The organism is Lysobacter soli (assembly GCF_009755585.1).
Taxonomy (GTDB): domain Bacteria; phylum Pseudomonadota; class Gammaproteobacteria; order Xanthomonadales; family Xanthomonadaceae; genus Lysobacter_J; species Lysobacter_J soli.
In genome coordinates, this window is record NZ_CP046603.1 from 2306854 (window position 1) to 2321593 (window position 14740).

General features: G+C 67.0%; 13 protein-coding genes. 9 read left to right on the plus strand and 4 right to left on the minus strand.

The window, feature by feature from the left end:
- Nucleotides 1–51 precede the first annotated feature (51 nt).
- Together GOY17_RS10405 and ald are read right to left on the minus strand one after the other, a co-directional pair.
- Nucleotides 52–2412 (minus strand): DNA translocase FtsK, encoded by a 2361-nt coding sequence (locus tag GOY17_RS10405; RefSeq protein ID WP_232338402.1) that lies wholly within the window; start codon nucleotides 2410–2412, stop codon nucleotides 52–54.
- Between the two features lie 247 nt (nucleotides 2413–2659).
- On the minus strand, nucleotides 2660–3730 hold the full coding sequence (ald, locus tag GOY17_RS10410; RefSeq protein ID WP_157030361.1) for an alanine dehydrogenase: 1071 nt from the start codon (nucleotides 3728–3730) through the stop codon (nucleotides 2660–2662).
- Between the two features lie 297 nt (nucleotides 3731–4027).
- Between ald and trxB the strand changes: the two genes are divergently transcribed.
- From trxB to GOY17_RS10435, 5 genes are all read left to right on the plus strand, one after another.
- A complete protein-coding gene (gene trxB, locus GOY17_RS10415) occupies nucleotides 4028–4981 on the plus strand; it encodes a thioredoxin-disulfide reductase (protein WP_157030362.1) in 954 nt (317 codons plus the stop codon).
- 70 nt (nucleotides 4982–5051) lie between these two features.
- The gene (locus GOY17_RS10420) at nucleotides 5052–6209 is read left to right on the plus strand and encodes a GNAT family N-acetyltransferase (protein WP_157030363.1); all 1158 of its coding nucleotides are present in this window, start codon (nucleotides 5052–5054) and stop codon (nucleotides 6207–6209) included.
- The gene (gene aat / locus GOY17_RS10425; protein WP_157030364.1) at nucleotides 6206–6976 is read left to right on the plus strand and encodes a leucyl/phenylalanyl-tRNA--protein transferase; all 771 of its coding nucleotides are present in this window, start codon (nucleotides 6206–6208) and stop codon (nucleotides 6974–6976) included. Before GOY17_RS10420 ends, aat begins: the two co-directional genes overlap by 4 nt.
- 98 nt (nucleotides 6977–7074) lie before the next feature.
- Nucleotides 7075–7293, plus strand: coding sequence for a translation initiation factor IF-1 (gene infA / locus GOY17_RS10430; protein WP_031372296.1), 219 nt, complete (start codon nucleotides 7075–7077; stop codon nucleotides 7291–7293).
- Between the two features lie 134 nt (nucleotides 7294–7427).
- Nucleotides 7428–8759 carry an aminotransferase class V-fold PLP-dependent enzyme gene (locus GOY17_RS10435; RefSeq protein ID WP_198173653.1) on the plus strand — a complete coding sequence of 444 codons (1332 nt, stop codon included), beginning with the start codon at nucleotides 7428–7430 and terminating at the stop codon, nucleotides 8757–8759.
- A 91-nt stretch (nucleotides 8760–8850) separates the two neighbouring features.
- Here the strand turns inward: GOY17_RS10435 and clpA are convergent, their stop codons facing one another.
- Both clpA and clpS read right to left on the minus strand, forming a co-directional pair.
- Entirely contained in the window at nucleotides 8851–11136 is a 2286-nt protein-coding gene (clpA, locus tag GOY17_RS10440) for an ATP-dependent Clp protease ATP-binding subunit ClpA (protein ID WP_115841516.1), read from the minus strand.
- A gap of 139 nt (nucleotides 11137–11275) precedes the next feature.
- The gene (gene clpS / locus GOY17_RS10445) at nucleotides 11276–11596 is read right to left on the minus strand and encodes an ATP-dependent Clp protease adapter ClpS (RefSeq protein ID WP_115841517.1); all 321 of its coding nucleotides are present in this window, start codon (nucleotides 11594–11596) and stop codon (nucleotides 11276–11278) included.
- A 134-nt stretch (nucleotides 11597–11730) separates the two neighbouring features.
- On the opposite strand from clpS, the gene GOY17_RS10450 reads away from it, so the two are divergent.
- From GOY17_RS10450 to hflD, 4 genes are read left to right on the plus strand one after another with little or no spacing between them, the layout of a single operon-like run.
- On the plus strand, nucleotides 11731–12231 hold the full coding sequence (locus GOY17_RS10450; protein ID WP_157030365.1) for a hypothetical protein: 501 nt from the start codon (nucleotides 11731–11733) through the stop codon (nucleotides 12229–12231).
- Nucleotides 12231–12710, plus strand: a complete 480-nt coding sequence (locus GOY17_RS10455; protein WP_157030366.1) for an NUDIX hydrolase — start codon at nucleotides 12231–12233, stop codon at nucleotides 12708–12710. The genes GOY17_RS10450 and GOY17_RS10455 overlap by 1 nt, the downstream gene beginning before the upstream one ends.
- Entirely contained in the window at nucleotides 12707–13840 is a 1134-nt protein-coding gene (gene mnmA, locus GOY17_RS10460; RefSeq protein ID WP_157030367.1) for a tRNA 2-thiouridine(34) synthase MnmA, read from the plus strand. Before GOY17_RS10455 ends, mnmA begins: the two co-directional genes overlap by 4 nt.
- Nucleotides 13841–13854: 14 nt before the next feature.
- On the plus strand, nucleotides 13855–14457 hold the full coding sequence (gene hflD / locus GOY17_RS10465; RefSeq protein WP_157031686.1) for a high frequency lysogenization protein HflD: 603 nt from the start codon (nucleotides 13855–13857) through the stop codon (nucleotides 14455–14457).
- The last annotated feature ends 283 nt before the right edge of the window (nucleotides 14458–14740 follow it).

Sequence of the window (14740 nt, forward strand, 5' to 3'; positions counted from 1 at the left end):
GGCGGTTGTCTGAACAGGCCTGCACGCCGCGGCATGGTGCCGCGGCACGGTTCATTTCGGCGGCGGCGGCGCCAGCACGGAGCGGTCGCCGTTGTGCTCCGGCGGGGTCACGACGCCGGCGGCTTCCATCGCCTCGATCAGGCGCGCGGCGCGGTTGTAGCCGATCTTCAGGCGGCGCTGCACGCCGGAGATCGACGCGCGGCGGGTCTCGGTGACGATGCGCACGGCTTCGTCGTACAGCGGGTCGGATTCGTCGCCGCCACCGCCGCCGGTTTCCGGCAGGCCGGTCGCGCCGACCACCACGCCGTCGCCCATCGTCTGTACTTCGTCGAGCACGCCCTCGATGTAATCCGGGCCGCCGCCAATCTGCTTGAGGTGCTCCACGACGCGATGCACTTCCTCGTCCGACACGAACGCACCGTGGACGCGTTCGGGCATCGCGGTGCCCGGCGGCAGGTACAGCATGTCGCCGTGGCCGAGCAGCGTTTCCGCACCGGACTGGTCGAGGATGGTGCGCGAATCGATCTTGCTCGACACCTGGAACGCGATGCGCGTGGGGATGTTGGCCTTGATCAGGCCGGTGATGACGTCCACCGACGGGCGCTGCGTCGCCAGGATCAGGTGGATGCCGGCCGCACGCGCCTTCTGCGCCAAACGCGCGATGAGTTCTTCGACCTTCTTGCCGACGATCATCATCATGTCGGCGAATTCGTCGATGAAGATGACGATGAACGGCAGCGTTTCCAGCGGTCGCGGCGTCTCGCCGAGCTCGGCGTTCGGCTTGAACAGCGGATCCATCATCGGCTGGCCGGCGTCGATGGCGTCCTTCACCTTCTTGTTGAAACCGGCGAGGTTTCGCACGCCCACGCTTGACATCAGCTTGTAGCGGCGCTCCATCTCGGCCACGCACCAGCGCAGGCCGTTCGCCGCTTCCTTCATGTCGGTGACAACCGGCGCGAGCAGGTGCGGGATGCCCTGGTAGACCGAGAGCTCCAGCATCTTCGGGTCGATCATCAGCATCCGCAGGTCCTTCGCGGAGGCCTTGTACAGCAGCGACAGCACCATCGCGTTGACCGCGACGGACTTGCCCGAGCCGGTGGTACCTGCGACCAGCAGGTGCGGCATGCGCGCCAGGTCCGCCACCGTCGGGCGGCCGGCGATGTCCTTGCCCAGCGCCAGCGTCAGCGGGCTGGTGGACTTGTCGTATTCCTTCGAGCGCAGCAGCTCGGAGAGGAAGATCATCTCGCGCGAGGTGTTCGGCGTTTCCAGGCCGATCACCGACTTGCCGGGGATCACGTCGACCACGCGGACCGACTTGACCGACAGGCCGCGCGCGATGTCCTTGTCGAGCGTGGAAATCTGGCTGACCTTCACGCCCGGCGCGGGCTCGATCTCGAAGCGCGTGATGACGGGGCCCGGATAGGCGCCGACGACCTGCGCGTCGATGCGGAAATCCTTGAGCTTGAATTCGATCTGGCGCGAGAGGGTTTCCAGCGTCTGCTCGTCGTAACCCTTCGGCTGCGGCTTGGGATCGTCGAGCAGGGCCAGCGGCGGAATGCCCGTGCCGTCACCGGTGTGGAACAGCGGGATCTGCGTCTCGCGCTTGGCGCGCTCGCTCTTCTCGACGACGGCGGCGGCCGGCGGCGGCGGCTCGATCTTCACCGGCGCGCGCTTGGCCCGCAATTCGGTATCGACCTTGCGCGCTTCCTCGCGTTCCTCGCGCATCGCGCGCGTCTGCTGCCACTCGGTCGCCTGCTTCTCGCCCTTGCGGAACAGGGTGCTCAGGGTCGGACCGAACGCCAGTACCCACTGGCCGATCTTGTCCATCACCGCGAACCACGACAGCCCGGTGGCCAGCGTCACCGACACCAGCAGCAGCGCGAGCAGGAACAGGTTTCCGCCGACCGGGCCGAAGCCGCTGTAGAGCGACTTGCCGACCAGCTGGCCGAGAATGCCGCCAGCGCGCGCGGAGAAGGCCTCGGCCGTGCCGACGCGAAGTTCCAGTAGTCCCGTCGCGGCGACGAGGAATCCGACGATGCCGACCAGCCGCAGCGCGGGGCCGAAATCCGCCTCGCCGTCGCCGTCGCTGTCCATGCCGAACAGGGCGATCCACGCGATGGCACCGAGCATGATCGGCAGGAGGAACGCGACGTAACCGCACAGGTAAAGCAGGACGTCGGCCGTCCACGCGCCGACGCGACCGCCGACGTTGTGCAGCGGCGCCGTCACGCTGCCCGAATGCGACCAGCCCGGATCCTGCGGTGAGAACGTCACCAGGCTCGCCAGCAAATACAGCAGGAGCGGGGCGATCAGGATCAGCGCGATGTCGCGCACCAGCCGCTGCTTGCGCGGCGACGGCGGCAGCTTCTCGGCCTTGAGCTTCTTTCGACTGGCTGCGGACGCTTGCGCCACCGTGATGTTCTGCCTCAAATGGATTGCGTTACTTGTTGAATATACGACAGAAGTCGGCACGAAGGGCGATTTTCCAACCCTTCTGGAACGAAGTTCGCCTTCAGGATCGCACTTCGCCTGCCGTCATCCCGGCGAGGGCTCCGGGAGCGAACAACAGCCTATCCCAGCCAGCCGTTCCGCGAACCCACAAAGAAACGGGGAGCGCCAGTCGCCCGGCGCTCCCCGCGTCGTTCTTGCCGAAAATGGTTTAGACCTTCATGTCCTGCAGCGCCGGGTGGACGATCTTGCCGCCCTCGACGTTGATGCCGCGGACCAGCGCCGGGTTGTTGCGCCAGTCGCTGCCCGAGGCCAGCTTGTTGACCCAGGGCAGGATCGCCGCGCAGATCGCCTGCGAGCTGGTCTGCGGCACGGCGCCCGGCATGTTGGTCACGCAGAAGTGGGTGACGCCCTCTTCGACGTAGGTCGGTTCCTTCCAGGTGGTCGGACGCGAGGTCTCGAAGCAACCGCCCTGGTCGATCGAGATGTCCACCAGCACGCTGCCCGCTTCCATGCCCTTGAGCATTTCGCGGTTCATCACGTGCGGCGCCTTGGCGCCGGTGACCAGCACCGCGCCGACGACGAGGTCCGCCGAGGCGACTTCGCGCGCGACGACGTCCGCATACGGGTACAGCGCGGTGACGTTGTTGCCCAGTCGCATCATTTCGTCCATGCGGTCCTGGCGCATTTCGAACACCACGACATTCGAGCCGCCCGCGGCCGCCAGCTGCGCCGAGGCGCTGCCCGCCTTGCCCGCGCCGAACACGACGACCTTGCCACGTTCGGTCGACGGAAGGCCGCCGAGCAGCTTGCCCTTGCCGCCCTGCGGCTGGTGCAGCAGGTGCGTGCCGACCTGCACGGCGATCTTGCCGGCGATGACCGACATCGGCGCCAGCAGCGGCAGGTCGCCGTTGGGCAGTTCGACGGTTTCGAACGCGACGCCGGTCAGGCCGATGTCGAGCAGTTCGCGCGTGAGCTTCGGCTCGGCCGCCAGGTGCAGGTAGCAGAACAGCAGGTGATCCTTGCGCAGGTGCGACAGGTCGCCGGCGATCGGCTCCTTCACCTTCACGATCAGCTCGCCCTTCTCGTAGAGCGCCGCAGCGTCGGGCGCGATCTTCACGCCCAGCTGCGTGTACTGCTCGTCCTTGAAGCCCGACTTGATGCCGGCATCCTTTTCGATCCAGACCTCATGGCCGCGCTTGACCAGGTCGCCGGCCGCGGCCGGAACGAGCGCGACGCGCCCTTCGAGGGTCTTGGTTTCCTTGGGAACGCCGATCCGCATGTCTCTTACCTTCGATCGTTGAAAAGCCGCGCGTGGTTGCGCGGCTCATTGGGGGGATGTGGTGACGAAAAAAACGCCGCATCGGCGGCGCGCGTGCCTATTGTCGTCCGTCGCGTCGGCGGCCTCACGGCGCAGTGCAACATTGCGTCGCGCGGCAGGCCCGGTTCAGTGCCTTGTTTTAGGGGGACCGCGCCGCCAAGCTATGACTCCTGCATTCGTTGCACACGCCTGCGTATGGCGGTTCATGCAACGAACCCTTTCGCGCGCAGCGCATCCAAACAGCACGCAATTATACCCATGAGCCCATCGAAGCACTCCAAAGTCATCATCCTCGGCTCCGGCCCGGCCGGCTGGACGGCCGCCGTCTATGCGGCGCGCGCGAACCTGAAGCCGCTGGTGATCACCGGCCTGCAGATGGGCGGCCAGCTGATGACGACGACCGAGGTCGACAACTGGCCCGGCGACGCGCACGGCCTGATGGGCCCCGACCTGATGGCGCGCATGCAGGCGCACGCCGAGCGCTTCGACACCGAAGTCGTGTTCGACCACGTCCACACCGTGGACACGTCCTCGCGTCCATTCCGACTGGTCGGCGACAGCGGCGAATACACCTGCGACGCGCTGATCATCGCCACCGGCGCGACGGCGAAGTACCTCGGCCTGCCGTCGGAAGATCTGTTCAAGGGCCGCGGCGTGTCTGCCTGTGCCACCTGCGACGGCTTCTTCTACAAGGAACAGGACGTGGCGGTGATCGGCGGCGGCAACACCGCGGTTGAAGAGGCGCTGTACCTGTCGAACATCGCGCGCAAGGTTTACCTCGTGCATCGCCGCGACACGCTGCGCGCCGAGAAGATCATGCAGGACAAGCTGTTCGCGAAGATCCAATCCGGCAAGATCGAGCCGGTGTGGCACCACCAGGTCGACGAAGTGCTCGGCAACGATGCGGGCGTCACCGGCGTGCGCGTGAAGTCGGTGCAGGACGGTTCGACCAGGGACATCGCGATCCACGGCCTGTTCGTCGCGATCGGCCACACGCCGAACACCTCGCTGTTCGAAGGCCAGCTGGAAATGAAGAACGGTTACCTCGTCATCAAGACGGGGCTGGACGGCAATGCGACGCAGACGTCGGTGCCGGGCGTGTTCGCCGCGGGCGACGTCGCCGACCAGGTATACCGCCAGGCGATCACGTCGGCGGGCTTCGGCTGCATGGCCGCGCTCGATGCCGAGAAGTTCCTCGACAAGGAAGGCTGAGGAACGCACCCACGGATGACGCGGTGCTGCCGCGTCATCCGCGTCACGGAATTCACGCTCCGACGCACCGATGCCCACCGCCCGCATCCTCGACTCGCTCGCGCAGGTTTCGCCCTCGCAGTGGGACGGGCTGCACGACGGCCGCAATCCCTTCGTCGCGCATGCCTTCCTGCACGGGCTGGAGCGGCACGGCTGCCTTCGCGAGAAGTGGGGCTGGCGTCCGCAACACCTGACTCTGTGGGAAGGCGACGAACTCATCGCCGCCGCACCGGCGTACCTGAAGGACAACTCGCACGGCGAGTTCGTGTTCGACCACGCCTGGGCGCACGCCTACGCGCGCGCCGGCCTCGATTACTTCCCGAAGTGGCTCGGTGCCGTGCCCTACTCGCCCGTGACCGGGCCGCGCCTGCTGGCGAAGACACCGGATCGGCGACGCCTGCTCGTCGAGACGATGGCCGCGCTGTGCGGAAGCAACGAGTTGTCGTCGGCCCACGTCAACTTCCACACGGACGATGACGACGCCGACTTCGGCGGCGACTGGCTGTCGCGCATCGACGTGCAATACCACTGGCGCAACGATCGCGGCTGGCGCGGTTTCGACGACTACCTCGCCGCGTTCGACCACAAGCACCGCAAGAACATCCGCCAGGAACGTGCGAAGGTCGCACGTGCCGGCATCGCGTTCCGCGTAGTCGATGGCACGCAGGCCAGTGCGGACGACCTGTCGGCGATGCACGACTTCTACCTGCAGACGTTCGCCGAATACGGCAACCATCCGGCGATCACGCTGGAGTTCCTGCAGCACCTCGCCCGCGAGATGCCGACGTCGCTGGTGATCATGCTGGCGATGCGAGACGACGCGCCGATCGCCGGCGCGCTCTGCCTGCGCGGCGGCGACACGCTCTACGGCCGCTACTGGGGCGCGACCGAAACCGTGCCGGGACTGCACTTCGAAACCTGCTACTACCAGGGCATCGAGTACTGCCTGCGCGAAGGCTTGACCCGTTTCGAGCCCGGCGCGCAGGGCGAACACAAGCTCGCGCGCGGCTTCCTGCCGACGTTCGTGCGCAGCCGGCACTGGATCGCGCACGAAGGCTTCCGCGATGCGCTGCGCGAGTGGTGTTCGCAGGAGGCGGCGTCGATCCGCGCCTATGCCCGCACGCTCGCCGCGCATTCGCCGTTCAAGTCGGCCGATGCGGGCACCGATGCGCCATCATCGCCGGCGTGAGCACCCTCCCCGCGCTGCTGCCGCCCGAACCCGATGCACCGTTTCCGCCGGTGGATCGGGCCCTGCGCCAGCCCGACGGGCTGCTGGCCATCGGCGGCGACCTGAGTCCGCCGCGGCTGCTCAACGCCTATCGCCACGGCATCTTCCCCTGGTATTCGCAAGGCCAGCCGATCCTGTGGTGGAGCCCGGACCCGCGCACGATGTTCGCCACCGACGGCGTGCGGTTGGGCTCCAAATTCCGCCGTGGCCTGCGTCGTTCGACGTGGGAGGTCCGGGCCGACACGGCGTTCGCCGAGGTCATCCGCGCCTGCGCCGAGACGCCTCGCCCCGGCCAGCGGGGCACGTGGATCACGCGCGAGATGCGCGCCGCCTACGAGCGGATGCATGAGCTCGGTCACGCGCATTCGTTCGAAGTGTTCGAAGGCCAGCGACTGATCGGCGGGATCTACGGCGTGGCGATCGGCCGCATGTTCTTCGGCGAGAGCATGTTCAGTGCCGAGTCCGGCGGCTCGAAGGTCGCACTCGCCGCGCTGGCGGCGCACCTGGGCAGCTGGGGCTTTCCGCTCATCGATGCCCAGGTCGAGAACGACCACCTGCTCAGCCTCGGCGCGGAGCTCTGGCCGCGGCCGCGGTTTCTCGCCGCTGTCGCCGAACTGACCGCTGAGCCCGGTATCGTGGGCTCGTGGTCCGGGCGCGTGGGCTGCTGGCCCGCAACACGGCTGGCAGCGCCGGCAAGGGCCGCAGGGCCCGCTTGCCACGATCCTTAACCGATTTTTTGCACGAACGCCACCGGCATGGCAAAATGCGGGGCTTCGTTGCCGCTCCGCTCCCGGATGCGGCTCACGACCCACTCTCCAGGAAGCACATGGCAAAAGACGACGTGATCGAATTCGAGGGCACGGTGGCGGAAACCCTTCCGAACACCATGTTCCGGGTGCGCCTCGAAAACGGGCACGAGATCATTGCCCACATCTCCGGCCGCATGCGGAAGAACTACATCCGCATCCTGACCGGCGACAAGGTGAAGGTCGAAATGACCCCGTACGACCTGACCAAGGGTCGCATCACCTACCGCATGAAGTAATCGCTTCGATAGTTGCGGCAAGTGCTTGAAAGGAAAGCGGCCAGTGGCCGCTTTCTTCGTTTCCGGGTGTCCGTCGCCCGGCCAATCGCGCGTTGTCCCCATGGACCGGCCACCGGTCGCTTCGGGGTCCTGCCATGCCCAGTCGTCGTGCGTTCCTCGTCGCACAAGGCGTGTTGTTCGCCGCCGCCGCGGCGCCCACCGGATTGCTCGCCGCCCTGGCCGCCAACACGCCGCCCCTGCCGCGGCTGGACGACTGGGAGGCGGTGCGCGGGTTGTTCCGCCTCGACCCGGCGTACCTGCACTTCTCCGGGTTCTTCATCGCGTCGCATCCCGAACCGGTCCGCCAGGCGATCGATGCCTTCCGCCGCACGCTCGACGAGAACCCCCTTCTCACGGTCGAGCACGGCATGTTCGGGTCGGACGAACAGAACCTCGAACGTAGGGTCCGCGAAGCCGCAGCGCCCTACCTTGGTGGGCGCGCCGACGACATCGCACTGACCGGCAGCACAACGATGGGGCTGGCGCTGGTCTACCACGGCCTCCAGTTGCAACCCGGCGACGAGATCCTGACCACCGTGCACGACCACGTCGTCCACCACGAGGCGATCCGCCTGTCGGCGATGCGCAACGGCGCCAGCGTGCGGAAGATCCGCCTGTTCGAGCGATCGGCAGACGCCACGGTCGAGGGCATCGTCGCCGCCGTGCGCGAGGGCATCGGACCGAAGACGCGCATCCTCGGAATCACCTGGGTGCAGTCGAGCACGGGATTGCGTGCGCCCGTGCGACAGATCGCCGACGCCGTCGCCGAGATCAATGCCAAACGCAGCGAGGACCAGCGCGTGCGGATCGTGCTGGATGGCGTACACGGCTTCGGCTGCATCGATGCGGCGGCCGCGGAACTGGGCGTCGACTACTTCTGCGCGGGCACGCACAAGTGGATCCTTGGCCCGCGCGGCACCGGCCTGGTGTGGGCGTCGGCGGAGAACTGGGCGCGGTTGCGGCCGACGATTCCGTCTTTCTCCGACCTCGAACTCTACGAAGCGTGGAAGGACGACCGCCCGCCGCGCGGCCCCAACGTCGCCGCGCGCGTGACGCCCGGCGGATTCCACGCGTACGAACACCACTGGGCGCTGGCGAGCGCCTTCGCTCTGCAGCAGCAACTGCAACGGCCGCGAGTGGCGGCGCGCGTGGCCGAACTCAACGGGCGCATCAAGGACGGACTCGCCGGCATTCCGGGGCTCACGCTGCACACGCCGCGCGATCCGGTCCTGTCTGCCGGCATCTGTTGCTTCGAACTGAAGGGCAAGACGCCGGACCAGGTCGTCGCGGCGATGCTGGCCCGCAAGGTGCTGGCGAGCAGCAGCCCGTACGCCGTGAGTTACGCGCGCCTCGCCGGCGGGCTGATGAACACACCCGACCAGGTCGACCAGGCGTTGGCGGCGCTTCGGGAAGTGGCGAAGAGCTGACGGAACGATCCCGTCAACCGAACGATCCCGTCAAAAGAAAACGCCGGGCGACTCGAAGCCGCCCGGCGTTTGCATTACTGCCCTGCTGCGATCAGACCGTCGCCGGCAACAGCTTCTCCGGCTCGGCCTGCGCGGTGACGACCAGCTCGTCGTCCTTGACGTCGATGCTGACCTTGCCGCCGTTGACCAGCTTGCCGAACAGCAGTTCGTCGGCCAGCGGACGCTTGATCTTGTCCTGGATCACGCGGGCCATCGGACGGGCGCCCATGAGCGGATCGAAGCCATGCTGCGCCAGCCAGTCGCGTGCGGTCGGCGTGGCCGACAGCGACACGTCCTTCTCGTGCAACTGGGTTTCCAGCTCGATCAGGAACTTGTCCACCACACGCAGGATGTGATCGAAGCCTAGCGCCTGGAACTGCACGACCGCGTCGAGGCGGTTGCGGAATTCCGGCGTGAAGCTGCGACGGATCACTTCCATCGCATCGGTCGAATGGTCCTGGCGGGTGAAACCAATCGTGCGGCGCGAAGCTTGCGCGGCACCGGCGTTGGTCGTCATCACCAGGATCACGTTCTTGAAGTTCGCCTCGCGACCGTTGGTGTCGGTGAGGATGCCGCGATCCATGACCTGCAACAGGATGTTGAAGATGTCCGGATGCGCCTTTTCCACCTCGTCCAGCAGCAGCACGCAGTGCGGCGTCTTGACGATCTTCTCCGTCAGCAGGCCGCCCTGGTCGAAACCGACATAGCCCGGAGGCGCGCCGATCAGGCGGCTGACCGAGTGCGGTTCCATGTATTCGGACATGTCGAAGCGGACCAGTTCGATGCCCAACTGCAGCGCGAGCTGCTTGGTCACCTCGGTCTTGCCCACGCCGGTCGGGCCGGCGAACAGGAAGTTGCCGATCGGCTTGTCGGGATTGCCCAGGCCGGAGCGCGCGAGCTTGATCGCCGAGGTCAGCGTATCGATCGCCGGATCCTGGCCGAAGATCACCATCTTCAGGTTGCGCTCGAGGTTCTTGAGCACGTCCTTGTCCGACGCGGAGACCTGCTTGGTCGGGATGCGGGCCATCTTGGCGACGATCGTCTCGATCTCCTCGACGTCGATCAGCGACTTGCGCACGTCATCGGCCAGCAGGCGCTGGCGAGCGCCGGCCTCGTCGATGACGTCGATGGCCTTGTCGGGCAGCAGGCGGTCGCCGATGTGCTTCACCGACAGGTCCACGGCGGCCTGCAGCGCGTCATCGGCATAGGTCACGCCATGGTGCGCCTCGTACTTGGGCTTCAGGCCCTGCAGGATTTCATAGGCCTCGCCCACCGTCGGCTCGACGATGTCGATCTTCTGGAAGCGACGCGCCAGCGCACGGTCCTTCTCGAAGATGCCGCGGTATTCCTGGAACGTGGTCGAGCCGATGCAGCGCAGTTCGCCCGATGCCAGCGCCGGCTTGATGAGGTTGGAGGCGTCCATTGTGCCGCCGCTCGCCGAACCCGCACCGATGATGGTGTGGATCTCGTCGATGAAGAGCACGGCCTCGGGCAGCTTCTTCAGCTGCGTCAGGACCGCCTTCAAGCGCTTCTCGAAGTCGCCCCGGTACTTGGTGCCGGCCACCAGCGCGCCCAGGTCGAGCGAATAGATGGTGGCGTCCATCAGCACGTCGGGCACGTCGCCATCGACGATGCGCTTGGCCAGGCCTTCGGCGATCGCCGTCTTGCCGACGCCGGCCTCGCCGACGTACAGCGGGTTGTTCTTGCGGCGGCGGCAGAGCACCTGGATGGTGCGCTCCACTTCGTCGGCGCGACCGACCAGCGGGTCGATCTTGCCGTCGCGCGCGAGCTGGTTGAGGTTCACCGCGAACTCGGCCAGGGCGTCGCCCTTGCCTTCGCCCTCGCCGCCTTCACCCGATTGCGATTCACCGTCTTCCTGCGAGGAGCGCGTGGGTTCCTGGCCGCCGTGCTTGGCGATGCCATGCGAGATGTAATTGACGACGTCCAGGCGGGCGACGTCCTGCTGGTTGAGGAAGTAGACCGCGTGGCTGTCCTTCTCGCCGAAGATCGCCACCAGCACGTTCGCGCCGGTGACCTCCTTCTTGCCACTGGACTGCACGTGGTAGACCGCGCGCTGCAGTACCCGCTGGAAGCCCAGCGTCGGCTGCGTGTCGCGGTCGACGTCCTCGGGCAGCACCGACACCGAGGTGGCGATGGCCTGCTCCAGGTCGGTGCGCAGGCGCTGGAAATCCACGCCGCATGCCTTGAGCACGGCTTCGGCCGATGGGTTGTCGAGCAGCGCCAGCAGCAGGTGTTCGACCGTCATGTACTCGTGACGCGCCTCGCGGGCGCGCTTGTAGCACTGGCCGATGCTGTATTCGAGATCCTTGCTGAACATGGTGGCGTAAGCCTCCGGAAAGCTACTGCCGTCCTAGATGGGGACGCACATGGGGAATTCCATGCTCGCCAGGCTTCGGGATCCGGGGTGGACCCCGCGGGTTCCGCCCTTATCGCTCAGGACGTACTGAGCAGGACTTTTAGGCCTTTTCCATCGTGCACAGCAAGGGATGTTGGTTGAGTCTTGAAAATTCGTTCACCTGCGCCACTTTCGATTCTGCGACCTCGCGGGTGAAAACGCCGCAGACGCCACGCCCCCGGGTATGCACATGCAGCATGATCTGGGTCGCCTTTTCGGCGTTCATCGCGAAAAAACGCATGAGAACCTCGACTACGAAGTCCATCGGCGTGTAGTCGTCGTTCAGCAGCAGGACGGAATACAGCGGCGGCCGGGCGATTTCCGGCTTCCCCGTCTCCACCAGTACGCCGTGCTGGTGCTCGTGTTCGGTCTGTTTGGCCATGGGCGGGATTATAGGCCGCGCTGGAATGCCGCATCGCCCGCCTGCGTGGACGCCCGAGCCCGGCGGCCGGCACAATGCCCTGATTCCTGCGGTCGTCGATCGCCCGCACCCTCTTCCACGCCAAGGACCGTTACATGCGATTTCACGCCCTCGCCGCCGCCCTGGTGTCGCTGTCGGTTTCGATGACCGCCTTCGCCGCCGACACGACGTCCACGCGTGAAACGGACCGTTCCGCCGATCCGGCCATCGCGCGGCAGCTCGACGCCCTGAAGTACCAGTACGAAGTCGACGACGACGGCGACTACAAGCTCGCCTTCGACATGGACAACGGCCGCTCGCAGCTGGCGTTCGTGATCTCGGCCGTCGAAAGTTTCGGCGACATGAAGGTGCGCGAGGTCTGGGCGCCGGCGTATCGCGCGAGCGGCACGCAGTTTCCGGCGGACGTCGCCAACAAGCTGCTCGAGGACAGCCACGCCAGCAAGCTCGGCGCGTGGGTCAAGCAGGGCGACATGGCGGTATTCGTGGTGAAGCTGGCCTCCGACGCGAGCCAGGCCGATCTGTCCGACGCGCTCGACTTCGTCCTGCGCACCGCCGACCAGATGGAGAACGAGCTGACCGGCAAGGACGAGTTCTGATGACCTACCGTCAAGGCCGGTTCTGGCAGCCCGACGTCACCGTGGCCACGGTGGTGGTCGATGGCGGCCGGCTGCTGATGGTCGAGGAGACGGTGGGCGGGAAGCTCGTCCTGAACCAGCCGGCCGGACACCTGGAGCCGGACGAGACGCTGATCGAGGCCGCGCTGCGCGAAACGCGCGAGGAAACCGGCTGGGACGTGCGCCTGACCGCCTTCGTCGGGGCGTACCAGTGGAAGGCGCCGGTCAATCCGGACGGAAGCGGCGGCCGCCATTACCTTCGTTTCGCCTTCGCCGCCGAGCCGGTGGCGCACGATCCTTCACGAACGCTCGATGAGGGCATCGTGCGCGCCGTGTGGATGACGCCGAGCGAGCTGCAGGCCGCGCACGATCGCCATCGCAGCCCGCTGGTCTGGCGCGTCGCGGCCGACTTCCTCGGCGGCAAGCGGCATTCCCTGGACATCACGCAGCACATCGCATGAGTACGGCACCGCGCACTGCAGTCCGTACGGTAGTCGGCATGTCCGGAGGCGTCGATTCCTCCGTTGCCGCGCTGCGCCTGCGCGACGAGGGCGAGCCGATCGCCGGGTTGTTCATGCAGAACTGGGACGACGATGGTTCCGGGGACTGCCGCGCCGAGGACGACCGCCGCGACGCCGTCGCAGTGAGCGGCCGGCTCGGCATTCCGATCCATTTCCGCGATTTCTCCGGCGAGTACTGGAAGGGTGTGTTCGAGCACTTCCTCGCCGAATACGCCTCGGGCCGCACGCCGAACCCGGACGTGCTGTGCAACCGCGAGATCAAGTTCAAGCATTTCCTCGACGCGGCACGCGCGCTGGGCTCGGAGTTCATCGCGACCGGGCATTACGCCCGCGTCGAGGCGCGCGACGGCCGTCATCTGCTGCTGCGCGCGGTGGATAGGAGCAAGGACCAGAGCTACTTCCTGCACCAACTCGGGCAGGCGCAGCTGTCGGCGACGAAGTTCCCGCTCGGCGGGCTGCTCAAGCGCGACGTGCGCCAGATGGCGCTCGACGCCGGGCTGCCGACCGCCGCGAAGAAGGATTCCACCGGCATCTGCTTCATCGGCGAGCGCGACTTCCGCGAGTTCCTCGGCCGCTACCTGCCCGCGCGCGAAGGCGAGATGCGTACGCCCGACGGCCAGGTCATCGGGCGGCATCCGGGCGTGTTCTATTTCACGCTCGGCCAGCGCGAAGGCCTCAACATCGGCGGCGTTCGTGGCTTCGAAGCGGCGCCGTGGTACGTGGTCGGCAAGGACGTCGGCGAGAACGTGCTGTACGTCGACCAGGGCAGCGATAGCCCGTGGCTGCATTCGCAGGCGCTGTGGTCGGAAGCGGCGCACTGGATCGCGGGCAGCCCGCCGGCGAAGCGGTTCGAGTGCACGGCGCAGACGCGCTACCGGCAGGCCGACGAAGCCTGCGAGGTCGATGTCCGCGACGACGGCACGCTGTCGGTGCGGTTCGCCCGCGCGCAGCGCGCGGTCACGCCCGGACAATCCCTGGTGCTTTACGACGGCGATGTCTGCCTGGGCGGCGCGGTGATCGCCGCCACGGACGCGCCCCTGGAAGAACGATTGAAGGCTCGAGCTGCATGACCCAGAACACGTCGATGTCCACGCGCGTCCTCGCCCTCGCCGGCCTCGTGCAGGCCCTGGCCCAGGTGCGTCGCGTGGCGGACACCGGACAGGCCAACGCCGCCATCCTCACCACCGCGATGGATTCGGTGTTCCGCATCGATGCGCCCTCGCCGAAGGCCGTCTACGGCGACGTCGAGGCGCTGCGCCCGGGCCTGACTTTGTTGCGCGACTACTTCGGCAGCTCGCAACGCGACGAACAGCTGCCGCGGCTGGTGCTGGCGGTGATGCAGCTGGAACGCCGTTTCGTGCGCGACGACGACATGGGGCGCCGCGTGCAGTCGGGCATCCGCGCTCAGGCCGGCAATGCCGAGCGCATGGGCAGCACGCATCCCGACGTGATGGCCGCGCTGGGTTCGCTCTATGCCGAAACGCTCAGCCACCTGCGTCCGCGCGTGCTCGTGCAGGGCAACCCGCATTACCTGGGCCAGGCGAACGTGGTGTCGGAAGTGCGCGCGATCCTGCTCGCGGCCGTGCGATCGGCCGTGCTCTGGCGCCAGTGCGGCGGCAGCCTCTGGGATTTCCTGCTGCGTCGCCGCGACTTGCTGGCCGCCGTTCGCGATCACCTCGAAGGTTGATCGCCCCCGGCGGTTCGCCGCTTCGCGATGAGCGTTCGCGGTCAGCCCGTGACCGCGCCCGCCGCCACCGCCCACCAGACCGCGGCCCCCAATGCCGCGAGTATCGTCCAGCGCATTGCCTGCTCCACCCGGTCTGACCGGGCCGGCTTGTCCGTTCTCATGTCGCTTCCCCCTGCGTGCCGCCTATGAGATAGCGGCACAGGACGCAAGTCCTTGACTGTTGTCACGCAGTGGATCGGAACCGGCGGCCAGAAGTCGCGGTTTGTTCGAGGATTGCGACGCC